Annotated in this window: 15 protein-coding genes and 7 tRNA genes; 4 read left to right on the top strand and 18 right to left on the bottom strand. The window is 42.5% G+C overall.

Annotation, left to right across the window (positions count from 1 at the left end):
• Positions 1 to 66 precede the first annotated feature (66 nt).
• A complete protein-coding gene (locus tag NSQ34_RS02670) occupies positions 67 to 639 on the bottom strand; it encodes a TetR/AcrR family transcriptional regulator (protein WP_098677671.1) in 573 nt (190 codons plus the stop codon).
• A 271-nt stretch (positions 640 to 910) separates the two neighbouring features.
• Between NSQ34_RS02670 and NSQ34_RS02665 the strand changes: the two genes are divergently transcribed.
• Positions 911 to 1,639 (top strand): glycoside hydrolase family 16 protein, encoded by a 729-nt coding sequence (locus NSQ34_RS02665; RefSeq protein WP_025093569.1) that lies wholly within the window; start codon positions 911 to 913, stop codon positions 1,637 to 1,639.
• 43 nt (positions 1,640 to 1,682) lie between these two features.
• Here NSQ34_RS02665 and NSQ34_RS02660 read toward each other — a convergent pair whose 3' ends face one another.
• Positions 1,683 to 2,084, bottom strand: a complete 402-nt coding sequence (locus NSQ34_RS02660; RefSeq protein ID WP_008346757.1) for a MerR family transcriptional regulator — start codon at positions 2,082 to 2,084, stop codon at positions 1,683 to 1,685.
• 219 nt (positions 2,085 to 2,303) lie between these two features.
• Here NSQ34_RS02660 and NSQ34_RS02655 point away from each other — a divergent pair, with 219 nt between their 5' ends.
• Together NSQ34_RS02655 and NSQ34_RS02650 are read left to right on the top strand one after the other, a co-directional pair.
• Positions 2,304 to 3,353 carry an NAD(P)-dependent alcohol dehydrogenase gene (locus tag NSQ34_RS02655; protein WP_176967297.1) on the top strand — a complete coding sequence of 350 codons (1,050 nt, stop codon included), beginning with the start codon at positions 2,304 to 2,306 and terminating at the stop codon, positions 3,351 to 3,353.
• A gap of 327 nt (positions 3,354 to 3,680) precedes the next feature.
• A complete protein-coding gene (locus NSQ34_RS02650; protein ID WP_101677100.1) occupies positions 3,681 to 4,142 on the top strand; it encodes a CarD family transcriptional regulator in 462 nt (153 codons plus the stop codon).
• 277 nt (positions 4,143 to 4,419) lie between these two features.
• On the opposite strand, the gene NSQ34_RS02645 is transcribed toward NSQ34_RS02650, so the two are convergent.
• The 15 genes from NSQ34_RS02645 to NSQ34_RS02575 all read right to left on the bottom strand — a co-directional run bounded on the left by NSQ34_RS02645 (position 4,420) and on the right by NSQ34_RS02575 (position 13,811).
• A complete protein-coding gene (locus NSQ34_RS02645; protein ID WP_003214229.1) occupies positions 4,420 to 4,623 on the bottom strand; it encodes a cold-shock protein in 204 nt (67 codons plus the stop codon).
• A 367-nt stretch (positions 4,624 to 4,990) separates the two neighbouring features.
• On the bottom strand, positions 4,991 to 5,368 hold the full coding sequence (locus tag NSQ34_RS02640) for a hypothetical protein (RefSeq protein WP_034284113.1): 378 nt from the start codon (positions 5,366 to 5,368) through the stop codon (positions 4,991 to 4,993).
• Between the two features lie 338 nt (positions 5,369 to 5,706).
• A tRNA-Leu gene (locus tag NSQ34_RS02635) sits at positions 5,707 to 5,790 on the bottom strand.
• A 48-nt stretch (positions 5,791 to 5,838) separates the two neighbouring features.
• A tRNA-Leu gene (locus NSQ34_RS02630) sits at positions 5,839 to 5,921 on the bottom strand.
• Between the two features lie 7 nt (positions 5,922 to 5,928).
• Positions 5,929 to 6,004 (bottom strand) — tRNA-Lys (locus tag NSQ34_RS02625).
• 31 nt (positions 6,005 to 6,035) lie between these two features.
• Positions 6,036 to 6,110, bottom strand: a tRNA-Gln gene (locus NSQ34_RS02620).
• A gap of 20 nt (positions 6,111 to 6,130) precedes the next feature.
• Positions 6,131 to 6,202, bottom strand: a tRNA-Glu gene (locus NSQ34_RS02615).
• 9 nt (positions 6,203 to 6,211) lie between these two features.
• A tRNA-Ser gene (locus NSQ34_RS02610) sits at positions 6,212 to 6,302 on the bottom strand.
• Between the two features lie 4 nt (positions 6,303 to 6,306).
• Positions 6,307 to 6,381 (bottom strand) — tRNA-Asn (locus NSQ34_RS02605).
• A gap of 223 nt (positions 6,382 to 6,604) precedes the next feature.
• Positions 6,605 to 8,452: a sigma-54-dependent Fis family transcriptional regulator gene (locus NSQ34_RS02600; protein ID WP_176967298.1), complete on the bottom strand. Its 1,848-nt coding sequence runs from the start codon at positions 8,450 to 8,452 to the stop codon at positions 6,605 to 6,607.
• 103 nt (positions 8,453 to 8,555) lie between these two features.
• On the bottom strand, positions 8,556 to 9,935 hold the full coding sequence (gene lpdA, locus NSQ34_RS02595) for a dihydrolipoyl dehydrogenase (protein ID WP_176967299.1): 1,380 nt from the start codon (positions 9,933 to 9,935) through the stop codon (positions 8,556 to 8,558).
• A 16-nt stretch (positions 9,936 to 9,951) separates the two neighbouring features.
• Entirely contained in the window at positions 9,952 to 11,085 is a 1,134-nt protein-coding gene (locus NSQ34_RS02590; RefSeq protein ID WP_144496838.1) for a dihydrolipoamide acetyltransferase family protein, read from the bottom strand.
• A 17-nt stretch (positions 11,086 to 11,102) separates the two neighbouring features.
• Positions 11,103 to 12,140 (bottom strand): alpha-ketoacid dehydrogenase subunit beta, encoded by a 1,038-nt coding sequence (locus NSQ34_RS02585; protein WP_024427383.1) that lies wholly within the window; start codon positions 12,138 to 12,140, stop codon positions 11,103 to 11,105.
• Between the two features lie 19 nt (positions 12,141 to 12,159).
• Complete coding sequence (locus tag NSQ34_RS02580) at positions 12,160 to 13,137, bottom strand: thiamine pyrophosphate-dependent dehydrogenase E1 component subunit alpha (protein ID WP_176967300.1); 978 nt, start codon at positions 13,135 to 13,137, stop codon at positions 12,160 to 12,162.
• Positions 13,138 to 13,337: 200 nt separating this feature from the next.
• Positions 13,338 to 13,811 (bottom strand): SprT family protein, encoded by a 474-nt coding sequence (locus tag NSQ34_RS02575; RefSeq protein WP_342501028.1) that lies wholly within the window; start codon positions 13,809 to 13,811, stop codon positions 13,338 to 13,340.
• Between the two features lie 98 nt (positions 13,812 to 13,909).
• Here NSQ34_RS02575 and cmpA point away from each other — a divergent pair, with 98 nt between their 5' ends.
• On the top strand, positions 13,910 to 14,044 hold the full coding sequence (gene cmpA, locus NSQ34_RS02570; protein WP_008346893.1) for a cortex morphogenetic protein CmpA: 135 nt from the start codon (positions 13,910 to 13,912) through the stop codon (positions 14,042 to 14,044).
• 20 nt (positions 14,045 to 14,064) lie between these two features.
• Here cmpA and NSQ34_RS02565 read toward each other — a convergent pair whose 3' ends face one another.
• The gene (locus tag NSQ34_RS02565; protein WP_342501027.1) at positions 14,065 to 16,224 is read right to left on the bottom strand and encodes a Tex family protein; all 2,160 of its coding nucleotides are present in this window, start codon (positions 16,222 to 16,224) and stop codon (positions 14,065 to 14,067) included.
• Positions 16,225 to 16,267: the final 43 nt, after the last annotated feature.

The raw sequence follows: 16,267 nt of genomic DNA, 5'->3' as shown, positions 1-16,267 counted from the left end.
CTTTTCTTTTTCAATTTAGATGAACCTTAGGAAGTCAGGGTGGTCAGAAATGAGCCACTTTCATGTCTATTGAAAGACGGATAAAATCTGTTTTTCTGCAGCAAATTGAGCGATTCTTTCGATTGAATAGCCAGATTCATGTATATAAAACATGAGCTCAGGCGTCATTGGAGAGGACATACATAACGTTGTCAGTTCTATGTCCTGTATATTCGCTTCTCCCTTTTCTCTCGCTTCCTCAAGCAAATCACGAATGATTTGTCTAAGTGATTGACTGTAATGACTCTCATACACTTTACTTGTCTGCTCTAAATTCCCAGATATTGTAAGTATCCGAATCCAGTCTAGATGGTGACCGACGATGAGATGAATTTCTTCGAGAACATAGCGCAAACGTTCACGGACCGGCTGATCACTTATTTTGCTCAAGTAAAGATGCAAAGCTGGGATCAGCTGTTCAAATCTCTCCCCAAGGATAGAAAGGCACAAATCACTTTTATTGGCGTAGCGGCGGTAAAGAGTACCCTGCCCAACACCAGCTGTTTTCGCAATTTTATGCATGCTGACATTTTCTACACCAAATTCTTGAAACAAGGAGAAAGCAATCTCTTCAATTTCCTCCCCAATATCCTTTTCCACCATGCTCACCTTCTTTACCTTCATCCACATGACACTCATCTCTATGTGTTAAATCAAAACACTTTAGGTTTTTCTTAGGACAATTGTCCCGATATTATCTTACGGACAACTGTCCGCAATGTCAATCATTATTTTTTACTTATGATCCTTCTTTCAATTCTATTAAATAATACACGCTGTTTATCATTATTTAGACCGATTTTCCCTTTTGAAAGAATCATGTATGATCAATAAAGAAAGCGCTTCCATAAAAGGAGAGGAGAATGCGAATATGTACCGTATGAAACGAATGTTGATGCTGCTTGTCACTGGATTAGTCTTGAGTTTGTCCACATTTACAGCGGGTGCCTCGGCACAAACGGGTGGATCGTTTTATGAACCTTTTAATAACTATAATACGGGGTTATGGCAAAAAGCCGATGGATACTCGAATGGAAACATGTTTAACTGTACGTGGCGTGCAAATAACGTGTCGATGACCTCATCAGGTGAAATGCGTTTATCGCTCACAAGTCCCGCCTATAATAAATTTGACTGCGGAGAAAACCGCTCCGTTCAAACGTACGGCTATGGGCTATATGAAGTCAACATGAAGCCAGCCAAAAATGTGGGGATCGTCTCTTCTTTCTTCACTTATACGGGACCGACTGATGGTACGCCTTGGGATGAGATTGACATTGAATTTCTAGGAAAAGACACGACAAAGGTACAGTTTAACTACTATACCAATGGTGTAGGAAATCATGAAAAGATCGTCAACCTTGGTTTCGATGCAGCGAACTCTTATCACACGTATGCATTTGACTGGCAGCCAAACTCTATCAAATGGTATGTCGATGGACAATTAAAACATACCGCCACCACTCAAATTCCTCAAACACCAGGGAAAATTATGATGAACCTGTGGAATGGTGCAGGTGTCGATGAATGGCTCGGCTCCTACAACGGTGTTACCCCGCTCCACGCACATTATAACTGGGTGCGTTACACAAAAAGATAACTCTATCAAAAAAACCTGTGATTTTTCACAGGTTTTTCTTCGTTTAATTAGAATGAGTTTTCAGCTGATGAGCGAGTTTTTTCTCATGATTGTGGATAATATCTTCATAACTTTCTATTTTGAAATCCAATCGTTTAATGGTCTCTTCGATTTCCTTTTGTTTTTGGACGAGTCTTTCTCGTTCATTGACCAAAATGTTTTTTCGCGAAGATAACGTATGATCATCATCCTCAAAAAATAAGGCTGTATATTCTCTAAGCGCATCAATCGAGAGCCCTGCATTTCTCATACACTTGATAAATTCAATCCATTGAAGATCATCCTCTGTATAATCACGAATTCCATGATCATCACGTTTGATTTCCCTAATCAAACCAATATTCTCGTAATATCTAAGTGTCGCAGTGGATAAATCGAGCTGTTTTGCTGCTTGTGCTATTTTCATTGTGCCCTCCTTCTTTCTCTTACCTTCCGATCTCCCTTTCCTCATCATCTCCATTTTGAAAAAGAAAGCAAGATGCTTTTGGCTCAATTCTTGATATCAAGAATGTTGTAACAGCCTGGATTTATTATTACAGAAGGTTTTCTGTTGACTTATAGTTCACTTTAAGACGTACAGTATAGAGGAAAGAATCGAATCTTATTTTTGAAAGGATGATCAAGAATGTGTCAGACGCACCAATCAAACGTTTTAAGTGTATCACATGCAAAAGCGAATTTTGAACGGACGACCATTGAAAGAAGAGCGCTTCGTCCACATGATATTTTAATTGATATTCAATTTAGCGGGATCTGTCATTCAGATATCCACAGCGCTTTTGATGAATGGGGCGGCGGCATTTTCCCGATGGTTCCAGGTCATGAGATCACTGGGGTCGTTACAGCTGTAGGGGATGATGTGACGAAGTTTCAGATCGGAGACCGTGTAGGCGTTGGCTGCTTTGTGGATTCCTGCGGCACCTGTGAATATTGTCAAAATGGAGACGAGCAGTATTGCACAAAAGGGGTCGTCCAAACGTATAACAGCCGTGACTATGACGGGGAGCCGACTTATGGCGGCTACAGTCAAAAAATTGTCGTGACTGAACGATTTGTCGTCAGCATTCCTGATCAACTGCCCCTTGATGCCGCAAGCCCTCTTCTCTGTGCTGGCATTACAACTTATTCTCCATTAAAGCACTGGAAGGCAGGCCCTGGCAAAAAGGTTGCGATCGTCGGAATGGGCGGGCTCGGCCATGTTGCTATTCAATTCGCGAGTGCTCTAGGCGCTGAAGTGACGGTATTGAGCCGCTCTTTGAATAAAAAAGAAGAGGCCCTATCATTTGGTGCAAAAGACTATTTTGCTACAAGTGATCCTGATACGTTTCAGACACTAGCCGGTCAGTACGACCTTATTCTCAATACGGTCTCTGCCAACATTAACGTGGATGCCTATTTGTCCTTACTCCGTGTAGATGGAACCTTGGTGAACGTCGGTGCACCGCCTAAGCCGGATCAATTCCACGTCTTTTCATTAATTTCCGGCCGCCGCAGCATAGCTGGTTCACTCGTTGGCGGCATCCAAGAAACACAAGAAATGCTCGATTTCGCAGCTGCTCATAACATTGCGCCACAAATTGAAGTGATCAACGCTAATCAAGTTGATGAAGCGTATGAACGGGTGCTGAAAAGTGATGTTCGTTACCGGTTTGTGATTGATATTTCGACATTATGATCGGATTCTTTTTTGAAAGACTAGCTCAATGGCTGGTCTTTTTTTAACATGATTTCCTCATAAACAGCTGTTTACGTTTCAATGACTTGATACGGATATAAAGGCTGGCACCCGAGCTGTTATTGTGGATATCCTGTTTTTCTTATAGCGAGGAGGATATGTTCAAATGAAAAAAATCACATCCAAAATTCCCACAAAATAACCTCCCTTTTTTAGAACAAAATTTATTGACAACAAATAAATAAACATGTTATTATTAAAAATTTGATTATTTAACCTCTAAGTGTGGTACCCTTAAAGTAGATACATTATATGGAGGTGGATGATATGTTTCAAATTGGTGATAACATTGTTTATCCAATGCACGGAGCAGGTATAATTGAAGCCATAGAAGAAAAAGAATTCTCTGATGAAAAACAACAGTATTATGTGATTAAAATGTCAATCAGTCATATGAAAGTAATGATTCCAACACGGAAAATGTCAGGTTCACGTATTAGACCTGTTACAGATATACTGGCTTTAAAGAATGTAATGCACATTTTCCAGCATGGCAAATCAGATCAATTACTGACATGGAAAGAACGGCATACAATTAACACAAACAAAATAAAAACGGGTAACATCCAAGAAGGTGCTGAAGTTGTGCGTGATCTGATGCGTATGAGGAAAGAGAAAGCACTCAATGCAAGTGAAAAGAAAATGCTGGATGATGCCCATGAATTTTTGCTAAGTGAATTAGAAGTCATCAAAGGAATTACAGAAAAACAAATCAAAAGTTTCTGTTAAGAACCTCTTCCACACTCACCATTTTTGAATACAAGTTCTCTACGAACATGTCCATCCTTCAATTTATTAAAGAAAAAAAGAATTTATTTAGGCAAATTCCGCATATTGTAAATCCAATATGCTATACTGTTGATAAACCTTTGAAGCATGAATTTTTTTACGATTACCTTGTAACACCTCCCTACTTGTACGCTGAGTAGGGTTTTTTATTGAAAAAATGCGTGAAAGCATAAAAAAACAGGCTCTCTACAGAGAACCTGTTTTAAAAGGATGAAGATTAAGCAGTTTTTTGAACGTTAGCAGCTTGAGCTCCACGAGAACCTTGCTCTACGTCAAATGTTACTTTTTGACCTTCGTCTAAAGATTTGAATCCGTCACCTTGGATAGCTGAGAAATGTACGAATACATCGTCGCCTTCTTCACGTTCGATAAATCCAAAACCTTTTTCTGCGTTAAACCATTTTACTGTACCTTGTTCCATGTTTGTTGCCTCCTCGTGCGTATACCACACAATGTATTATACTATCCTTGCCCAAAGTATCCTCAAGACGAAAAGTCTTTCTTCATGCTATCCTTTACGCCGAACAAAAATAATTATTCTTATTGTAACATGAATCGGAAATAATTGCAATTTAGGATTTAAAAGAACAAAATCAACGATCCCACATAATTTTGTTCTTCTCTGACTTTAAGATAATTTTTTCTACAAAATGGACGTTCAATCTCGAAAGGAATAAACAAGTTCATAACGTCATTCCATTTTTCAGACATCTGTCAGTATTATTTAAAAGTGGTAATAACGAAAACATTACTGTACTCTTAGAAAATTGATGTCATTTCTATTTCAGCTAATATTCAACATTTTTATTCCTATCTATTATTAAAGTTACTATAAGACTAGCTACGCTGACTAAAGTTCCTGCGATAGAAACAACAATTGTCAAAAAGCCATCTGGAATAAAAAATCCTATTGGAATTAGTACCAGAAAAGAGAGAACAATAAAACATTGGTATACACCAGATATAGTTCTCACAATCAAGTTACTGAAAAAAGACATCACCAACGGAGGAATGAATAAAAAAACCACTATTCCAATTGATATTATTAAGATGCGAGGCTGATCAAATGAAATGACATTATCTCCAGGGGAATTTTGAGCAGCCACTAGCATAACAACTATAGACATCATTAGAGTAAGTAAAACTAGAGAAAACCTTTTTATCATGCTATAACTCCTTTTTCATATTGAATAGTTTTATAGGGACAGGCTAATTTAGTCAACCAATTTTTATGTTGACACAAATTGCTGTATTTTCTGGATAATCATGAATTGGTCATGAGCTTATAAATTTTTTGAAGTTGACCTTATGCAACTTAATTCCATTTTATCAAATTATCTCATCGAAACCTTTATTTAACAATATAAAAAATGAAAGGAAGCTAGAAGCTGAATAAAAGAATTTATTCATGATGTTCTTATGGACAACAACCGCATCATGACTGGTAACTATACTTTAGAGGATACAAAAAAAACCAAAGGTCTACAAACTTTGGTTTCTTAGATGCGGCCGAGAGGACTTGAACCTCCACGGGTTATTCACCCACTAGGCCCTCAACCTAGCGCGTCTGCCATTCCGCCACGACCGCGTGTATGATGTGCTCATATATTCATAAGTGCACTGTTTGAAAAAACAATGCGGGTGAAGGGACTTGAACCCCCACGTCATAAAGACACTAGATCCTAAGTCTAGCGCGTCTGCCAATTCCGCCACACCCGCGTGACAATGGTGAGCCATGAAGGACTCGAACCTTCGACCCTCTGATTAAAAGTCAGATGCTCTACCAACTGAGCTAATGGCTCATCTGCTATGCAGAAAAACATATATAAAAAATGGCTGGGCTAGCTGGATTCGAACCAACGCATGACGGAGTCAAAGTCCGTTGCCTTACCGCTTGGCTATAGCCCAACGAATCAAAAAACAAAACATGACCCGTACGGGATTCGAACCCGTGTTACCGCCGTGAAAGGGCGGTGTCTTAACCGCTTGACCAACGGGCCATACAATAATGGCGGAGAAGGAGGGATTTGAACCCTCGCGCCGCTTACACGACCTACACCCTTAGCAGGGGCGCCTCTTCAGCCACTTGAGTACTTCTCCATTATGGCTCCGCAGGTAGGACTCGAACCTACGACCGATCGGTTAACAGCCGATAGCTCTACCACTGAGCTACTGCGGAATAATAAGACATGTTTCATTATATCTATGCCAGAAAAATGTGTCAAGAATTTTTAAGTGTTTCATTCCTGTCTCATTAGCGACGGCTTTTATAATTTAACATATACTAATATAACAGTCAAGCCTTTCTTCCTTCCTTTTTGTTTTCTGTTTAGACATGACAGAAAGACCCCGACCTCTAATTGAAAGACCAAGGCCTCCTTGCTGCTGCGCTCTTTATGGGTTCATGACAGCTTATACTTCCGCATCCACTTGTAAAAGGTGCTTCTTGGCACGCCTGCTGACCTCGCTGCTTCTGACACATGGCCCTTCGTTTTGTGAAGTGCGTCTATCACTGTTTGCTTTTGAATGCGTTCCCTAAACGTGAGTTCTTTTGGATTCTCGGTATACTCTGGTAGATGCAGCTTCTGCTTTTTCTGATCCATCGCCTCTAATACCGCCGCATATTGCGATTCACCAATCCATCCTCCTCTAGGAAACAGTACCCTTATATGTTCAAACAGATTAAAAAGCTCTCGTATGTTTCCAGGCCAATGGTACGCTTCTAGCTTACGAAAAAAAGATTCAGGAAATGTCGCATTCCATTGGTGTTTCTTTTGGTAGTAACGATATAAATCAACAATGTCTTCTTTTCTTTCCCTAAGCGGCGGGATGTTGATTGGATAAACATGAAGACGGTAATACAAATCTTCACGTATTTTTCCTTCCTTCAGCAGTTCGTTCATATTCCGGTGTGTCGCTGTAATGATTCTAATATCCAAAGGGATTTCGTGTGTCCCGCTGAGCGGTACGACTTTCCTTTCTTCAATGACCCTTAGAAGCGCCACTTGCATCGCATAAGGGATTTCGCCAATTTCGTCTAAAAAGAGCGTTCCTTTTTGCGCCTGTTCAAATTTCCCCTTTGCTCCATGACGTTTTGCCCCTGTAAAAGCCCCTTCAGCATAACCAAATAGTTCGCTTTCTAACAGGCTTTCAGGTATGGCTCCACAATTAACGGCAATAAACGGTCCTTCATGTCTTTCACTAGCTAAGTGAATCGCTCGAGCGGCCAGTTCTTTCCCTGTACCTGTTTCTCCCCAAATATAGACATTTGCATCTGTTTGTGCCGCTCGTTTTATTTTGCTGAGCGTCTGTTGAAATACCGTGCTTGTTCCAGATTCCCCGGGAAATTGAGCAAAAGAAACGGTGATATTGCTCTTCGCTGCTTCTTCAAGCGAAAAAGACATCCCAAGCATTTTTCCGTCCTGCTCTGACTGAATGATCTGCTTGTCCCGTGTAACAAATGTATCACCCGTGAGCAGCTCAACATCCATTCCGTACCAGTCTGAAAATCGGTCTCTAATCGGCCTGCTTGCCAAAACAATCTGCTTTTTCTCATTACAGATAACATACGGTTCGTCCGCTTCCACCTGCTGGAGACAATGACTGATCAGCTCCATCTCTTTCCTTTTTTGCTGGACCTGAATTTCTCTCTCTATGGCATATGCAACTGTTGAAGCCATCCCAAGCATAAAAGGATGCCTTTGATCCGCCATACAGGAGATATCAATGACTCCTATGATCGTGCCGTCTGCATCACGAATAGGGGCCGCTGAACAACTCCAATGGTGGGAAGCGACTGAAAAATGCTCAGTTCCGTTGATCGCTACAGCTTCCCCAATGACCAGTGCCGTTCCAATAGCGTTCGTCCCCACATCGGCTTCGGTCCAGCGCGCGCCCTCCATAAAATTTATTTTTTTCGCTTCGACCAGCGTCCTTTGGCTTCCAGTCAGACTTAGCACATAACCATCTGCATCGATGAGTAAAGCCATCATGTCAGATTCTTTTAATTGCTGACTGATTTTATTTAAGTAAGGAAGAGCGGCATTTAGAAAGAGTGAGTACTTCTTTTTTTGAACACTGAATAATTCCTTTTCTAACAACGACTGTCCTTTATCTAAATACGGATTCACATTTGCCTGTTTACATCTGTGCCATGACTCCATCACTCTCTTATCCAGACGAGACCTATCAAGCAAACCTTCATGAACAAAACGTTTCCAAGTATTTAAATAACAAGGCGTCGGATTCATTCCATCCTCTCCTCTGGGGGCTTTTTATCCATTATAGATAATTATAAAAGCGCTTTCAATTATTGGCTGACCCAGGAAGTCATTCGGATAGAAGGTTTCTCTATCAGCAGTGCACCGCTCGCCCATTTGTTTGCAGCAAGGCTTCGTGTATCGCCTCAGAGAGTGTCGGATGTGCCGCAATAAACTGCTCTAATGTATCAGCTGTCAACTCTGTATGCATCATCACCGCCGCTTGTCCAATCAGTTCTGTGGCATTCGGTCCGATGATGGATACACCTAAAATTTCTTGATATTGCGGTTCGACAATGACCTTTACTTGACCAGCTGGCTGATTTAAAATTAGTGCTTTTCCATTTGCAGAGAATGCGAATGTCCCTATCCGAATCTCCCCATATTGTTTTCTAGCATTCTCTTCATTTAAACCGACACTAGCGATTTCTGGAGACGTGTAGATGCACCTTGGAATCACTTGTTCATTGACCTTTACATCTTCCCCTGATGCATGTGATGCCGCAATTGTTCCTTCATGAAAAGCAGCATGAGCAAGCTGAACGCCGCCTGTCACATCACCGCACGCATAGATATGCGGGAGATTGGTTTGCATATGCTCATTCACGCAGATGCCGTTCCTGTCAAATTCAATGCCGATCTGCTCAAGATTCAGCTCTTCCAGCCTCGGTTTTCTGCCAATGGCGACTAAACAATGATCGGACTGGATTTCACAGCGCTCCCCATGAACCTTCTCAACGACCACTTTTTTTGAGCTTGCATCAAGCTGTTTGACTGCTGCTGATGTCAAAATCTCTACACCTGCTTTTTGAAGCTGATCGTAAAGACAGTTAGCTGTATCGTGATCTTCTTCAGGTAAAATGTGTGCTGCCTGCTCCACCATGACAACCTTTGATCCCATTCTGCTAAAGATGCTTGCAAACTCACAGCCGATCACCCCTCCACCAATGATACAAAGCGAATCTGGTATTGAAGGGAGCGTCATGGCATCCTTACTATCAATGATCCACTCTCTGTCAAATGGGGCGAAAGGTAAAGCAGCAGGTTCTGATCCCGTAGCAATAATGAATTGTTTGGATTGAATGATTTCAGATTTCCTTTCACTTTCTATTAATAGCTCATGAGCTGAAAGAAATGATGCTTTCCCATTTAACACGCTGATTTTGTTTTTATTCATCAAATAACGAACGCCATCAGTCAACTGCTTGACGACTGACCGTTTCCGCTTTTGAACGGCCTCCCAATGAATAACAGGCTCCTTTTCTGAAAGCTCAATTCCAAAATGTCCAGCTGATTTCACATGTTCGTACATATCAGCGCTTTGCAAAAGTGCTTTCGTTGGAATACAGCCTTCATTCAGGCAGGTACCTCCTAACAGGCCTTGGTCGATTAATACAACCTCTCTGTCAAAACGGGCGGCTGTTATTGCCGCCACATATCCTGCTGGCCCGCCTCCTATAATGACAAGCGTCATTCATTTCACCTTCTTCCTATAAAAGAATGGATACTGGATTTTCTAAATAGGCTTTAACAGTTGATATAAATTGTGATGCCGGCGCTCCGTCCAGCACGCGATGGTCAAATGTCAGACTGAGTGGCAGGATCGTCCCTTTACATAATTCATTCCCATGATAAACAGGCATGTGATCCGCTTTGCCAACGCCAAGAATACCTGCTTCCGGCGGATTTAAAATCGGTGTAAAATGTTCCACACCATAGGCGCCTAGGTTAGTGATTGTAAAGGTAGAGCCTTCAATTTCATCGTGAAGAAGTCTGCCTTCACGTGCTTTTTTGCCATACGATTTGATGCTCTTCGCCAGCTCAATAAGTGAAAGCTTTTCCGCATGCCGAATAACAGGCACTGCCAGACCGTGATCTAAAGCAGCAGCGATTCCAAGATGAACATACTCAAAAGTTTCGACTCTATCATTCTGATATTGACTGTTCATTGCAGGATGCTCTAGCAGGGAAAGAACCACTGCTTTGGCTACAAAATCTGTCAGGGTTAATTTCATATCGTGTCGTGCTGCGGCTGTTTCGTTCAACTCAGACTGTAATGCTGTCAGCTTTGTCACATCCGCTTTCATCGTTATTGTTAATTGTGCACTTGTTTGCAGGCTTTCCATCATTCGTGAGGCAATGGTTTTCCGCATCATGCTGACTGGCTGATACTTTGTTGGTTCATTGTGTTGTTTTTCTTTTTCATCAGGAAGTGCCCGAAGCACATCCGCTTTCGTGATTCTCCCATCTGGCCCTGTTCCCACTAAAGTATGAATATCCAGATTAGCGCTTTGAGCAATCTTACGTGCCACAGGGGAGATTTTCTTTCTCTCTTTCTTTTGTTTTGGCGGCAGGTCTTTTTCTTTCTTTTCCTCGACCTGTTCATTTCCTTCACCGATATAGCAGATGACCGTGCCAGGCGGTACACCTTCTCCCTCAGGCACTTTTATATCCAATATGGTTCCTTCTGCAGGTGACTCGATCTCCATTTCAATTTTTTCAGAGTTGATGCTTGCAATGCTTTCCCCTTTATTTACGGTTTCACCGACCTCTTTATTCCAGACAGATACCGTTCCTTCTTTCATTGACATGCCCAATTTCGGCATCACAACCTCGACAGCCATCTCCCTCTCTCCTTTCTTTAGTTCAAGATCTTGTCATGACTCTTTCCAACCATCTCTAATACGGTGTTCACAACCTTATCAGGTGTCGGCAAATAGATATCTTCAAGCGGTGGTGAAAACGGGACCGGTGTATGAGGAGCCGTCACTTTTTTGATTGGAGCGTCAAGTAAATCGAATCCTTTATCCGCAACCAGAGAAGAAATATCTGCGGCAATTCCGCACCTTGGATTTGCTTCATCTACAATGACAAGCCGATTTGTTTTTTCTACTGAAGTTAGAATGGCCTCTTCATCGAGCGGTGACAAGCTTCTTGGATCAATCACCTCTGCTTCAATTCCACGTGCAGTTAATTGCTCTGCCGCTTCAAGTGCTGTATGAACTTGTTTGCCTACTGCAAAAATGGTCACATCTGAGCCTTCTCTTTTCACATCTGCTTTGCCAAGCGGCAGCGTGTAGTATCGCTCTGGAACATCTCCTGTGATATTGTAAAGCGTTTTGTCTTCAAAAAAGATGACAGGGTCCTGATCCTCGATGGCTGCCAGCAGCAATCCTTTGGCATCGTATGGTGAAGAAGGCACCACTACTTTCAATCCAGGGATGCTTGTAAATAGCGCATACAAGCTTTGCGAATGCTGAGCAGCTGCTCTAAAACCCGCCCCATGTGTCGTTCTGATCGTGATCGGCACCTCTGCTTTTCCGCCAAACATATATCGGAATTTTGCTCCTTGATTCAGCACTTGATCCAGACAGGTGCCGATAAAATCATTAAACATGAGTTCTGCAATTGGCCTTAACCCTGTGGAAGCTGCTGCCATGGCCGCACCTACATAGCCAGCTTCACTAATCGGTGTGTCAAGAACTCGCTCACGTCCAAACTCCTGAACGATTCCTTTCGTTACACCAAGCACACCGCCCCATGCTTCATCATCCTGTAAGTGATCGACATGAGCACCTCCAGCAACATCTTCCCCCATTAAAATGACATCCTCGTCTCTTCTCATGGCAAGTTTAATCGCTTCATTTAATGCACTAGACATGCTGATTTCTCTTGTCATTTTCCTCTCCCCCTTTGATTTATTGATACGAAACATACACGTCGGTCAATAATTCGGTCTGATCTGGATAATCACTTTCTTCACTGAATGTAACGGCTTCATCTATCGCTTCTGCTACAGCCGCTTCAATCTTTGATAGCTCCCCATTCGTCAGCAGCTGCTGCTTGATCAATTCATTTTTAAAAAGAGCGATCGCATCTCTCTCTTCTTGGTGTTCTGTTTTTTCTTGATTGGTTTTATAACGCTGGGCGTCTCCTTCGAAATGGCCATAATTCCGATATGTCATGCATTCAATCAATGTTGGACCTTCTCCATTTTTTGCTCGTTCAATTGCTTGTTCTGCGGCTTGATAAACGGCCATCACATCTTTTCCATCTACTTGAATCCCAGGAATGTCATAACCGGCCGCTCGATCCACGATTGATTTGCAGCTTGAAGCATAAGAAAATGGTGTCGCTTCCCCGTATCCATTGTTTTCTGCAATGAAAATGACGGGCAGTTTCCAGATGGCCGCGAGATTGATTCCTTCGTGGAAAGTCCCTTGATTGTTTGCACCATCTCCAAAAAAGCAAACGCTTACATTTTCTGTCTTTTTATATTTGGCTGTGAGGGCTGCCCCGCACGCAAGAGGAAAGCCGCCTCCAACAATTCCGTTGGCACCGAGCATTCCTTTATCAAAATCTGCAATGTGCATGGATCCGCCTTTGCCTTTACAGAGACCTGTGGCTTTCCCATAGATTTCTGCCATCATTCCTTTTAGATCACAGCCTTTCGCTATACAGTGGCCGTGGCCCCGGTGTGTACTTGTAATACTGTCTTTTTCATTCAGATGAGCACAGACTCCTACGGCAACAGCTTCTTCGCCAGCATAAAGATGGACAAACCCCGGCAAAATTCCTTTTGTAAAAAGCGTGTGCACCCGGTCTTCAAATTGGCGGATTTCCTGCATCTTTTGATACATCCATACGGCTTTTTCTTTACTCAATGCCATTTCCATTTAGTAAAACCTCCTATCCTTTTTTGCTTGCACTTCTATACAAGCAAAAATCGTGCCAACATGAAGACACATGAACACTTAGGTTTTGACCGAATCACACTGATGAAAAAAGAGACAAAATGAGACATGCGTCTCTTTTTGTCTCAATATGTCCACACATCAATTGGAACAAAAAAAGCATCCCCGTAGAGGAATGCTTATCACAATGAATTGATTGTGCGCAGCCACTTTAATTTTCCTTTGCAGACGCCGCATACATAACGAGAGGTATCAAACCGTCTTTTCCTTATAAAAGACCGGCCGCATCCTGTGCAAATATATTCATGGCGTTTCCCCGCACGGCGCTTATTTTGTACGGTCTTTAGCGGTGTACAAAAACGCGGGGCTCCTACTTGCTTTAATAACGCTTTAAAATCACGGTCGCGATGCTGATAGCCCTTTCCTTCAAGATGCAGATGATAATGACACAGCTCATGCTTGATGATTCCGATTAATTCTTCTCGTCCATGCTCCTCTAGGTATCGGCGGTTTAGTTCAATGTTGTGTGTACCAAGTAAATATCGCCCGCCTGTCGTTTTTAACCGGTCATTAAAAACAGCCTGATGGCGGAATGTCTTGCCAAAGAACTGCTGGGAAATGTGCTCTGTTAACTGCTGTAGCTCTTTCTCGTTCAATCAGATCGTTCCTTTCTATAAAAACCTCGAACGGGACAATTTCCCCTATGCATACATTGAAGGTACATCCACTGTTTCGACCAAAGGAGGAATGGGCGATGCCCAACTGGCTGAAAAATCAGATGCAGAAGGCATTTTATGAGAAAAATCATTATCAAATCAAATTGCTGAATCAATGCTGGTACTTCTATAGAAAAAAACATTCAGTCACATCAAGGCACACCCCATCCTAAGGTGCGCCTCGTTTTTTTGTTTACTCTGGTTTCAGCATGGTGAGGGCAACGCGGCCTTTTGCTTGGTCAACGGAGTCCACCCATACGGTCACAATGTCACCAACTGATACAACATCAAGCGGATGCTTCACAAAACGGTTGCTTAGCTTAGAAATATGCACAAGCCCATCCTGCTTTACTCCTATATCAACGAATGCGCCGAAGTCTACAACGTTTCTCACCGTTCCTTGCAGCTCCATTCCTTGCTTCAAGTCTTCCAATTTCAACACATCTGTTTTGAGCAGCGGTTTTGGCACTTCATCCCGCGGATCACGCTCAGGTCTTGTCAGCTGATCAATGATATCTCGAAGTGTAATGGTCCCAATGTCCAGCTGCTGGGCTGCTTCGTCCAGTTTAACTTCAGCAATCTTCTCTTTTAACTGCTCTGTGCCAAGATCGTCTGGCGTCATGTTGATCATGCGTAAAAACTGTTTTGTTTCTTTATAGCTCTCAGGGTGAATACCTGTACGATCAAGCGGGTCTTGTCCATCTGTAATGCGAAGGAAGCCGATACACTGCTCATATGTCTTAGCACCGAGCCTTGGAATATCCTTCAATTCTTTTCTGCTTGTGAATCTCCCAATCTCTTCGCGGCGCTTGATGATATTCCCTGCGACGGCTTTTGAAAGGCCTGATACGTATTGCAGCAGCGCCTGTGAGGCTGTATTGACGTTCACACCGACTTGGTTGACGACTGTCTCAACAACGAAGGTTAACGAGCTGTTTAATTGCTTTTGACTCACGTCATGCTGGTATTGGCCCACACCGACAGACTTCGGATCAATTTTCACGAGCTCTGCTAAAGGATCTTGTAATCTTCTAGCGATTGAGATGGCGCTTCGTTCTTCGACTTGCAGATCTGGAAACTCTTCTCGTGCCAGCGCTGATGCGGAGTATACACTTGCTCCAGCTTCATTCACGATCAAATAAGACACCGGCTGATCCAGCTCTTGAATCAAGTCTGCAATGAATTGTTCTGTCTCTCTTGAGGCTGTTCCGTTTCCAATCGCAATGACTTCAATGTTTGATGATTGAATGATCTCTTTGACTTTTTGTTTCGCTTCCGCTTTTTTCTGCACGGGCGGATGCGGGTAAATGACGCCAATATGATGGACTTTGCCTGTATCATCCACGACAGCTAATTTACAGCCTGTCCGAAATGCAGGGTCGACTCCAAGTACACGCTTCCCTTTCATCGGCGGCTGAAGCAGCAGTTTTCTTAAGTTTTCAGCAAAAATATGAATCGCTTGTTCCTCTGCTTTTTCTGTCAGCTCTTTTCGTATTTCTCGCTCGATGGAAGGCTGAATGAGGCGTTTATACGCATCATCGATTGCCGCTTCAATAAACGGTCTCGCCGTTGTCTGTCTGCCTTTTAGAACTTGTTTGTCGAGATAGAAGCGAATATTTTCAGCAGGTGGTTCGATGGCTGCCTTTAAAATGCCTTCTTTCTCCCCGCGGTTGACCGCTAGTACACGGTGAGGGACAATCTTTTTGATTGGCTCTTGATAATCGTAATACATTTCATAGACGTTTTTCTCATCGCTTTCGACGTCTTTTCCTGATGTGATCAGACTGCCCTTTTGGTACGTTTCACTGCGAATCCATTTTCGCATATCGGGATCATCTGCGAGCTGTTCAGCAATGATGTGCTGCGCACCCTCAAGTGCCTCTTCTACATTTGTTACTTCTTTTTCTTCGTTAATAAAAGCAGCTGCCTTCTTCTCGACCTGATCGCTTGGCAGCGTGAGTAAATATTCCGCCAGTGGCTCCAGCCCTTTTGCTTTGGCTACATTCGCCTTTGTTTTGCGCTTTTGTTTGAATGGCCTGTATAAATCTTCGACCTCTTGCAGTTTATGAGCTTGTTCAATTTTTTGTTTTAATTCATCGGTTAGTTTGTCTTGTTCAGCAATTAAGCGAATGACTTCTTCTTTTCGGTTCGTGACATTTTGGATATATGTATAGCGCTCTGAAATGGTTTGAATTTGCACCTCACCCAGTGAGCCTGTCTGCTCTTTCCGATAACGGGCAATAAAGGGGACGGTGTTGCCATCCTCTAAGAGCTTGATCACACTTTCAATTTGTTTTGTTGAAAGCTTTAATTCTGTCGCAATTTGTTTCAATAAAAAGTCAGATGTCTTCATACTTTGCATCCTCTCACTGTGTCTTCTCTTTTAGTGTATCAAA

This window comes from Bacillus sp. FSL P2-0069 (assembly GCF_038593315.1).
Lineage (GTDB): Bacteria > Bacillota > Bacilli > Bacillales > Bacillaceae > Bacillus > Bacillus safensis.
Note: the sequence above shows the minus strand (reverse complement) of the source record. Positions and strands in the feature narration are given on the sequence as shown.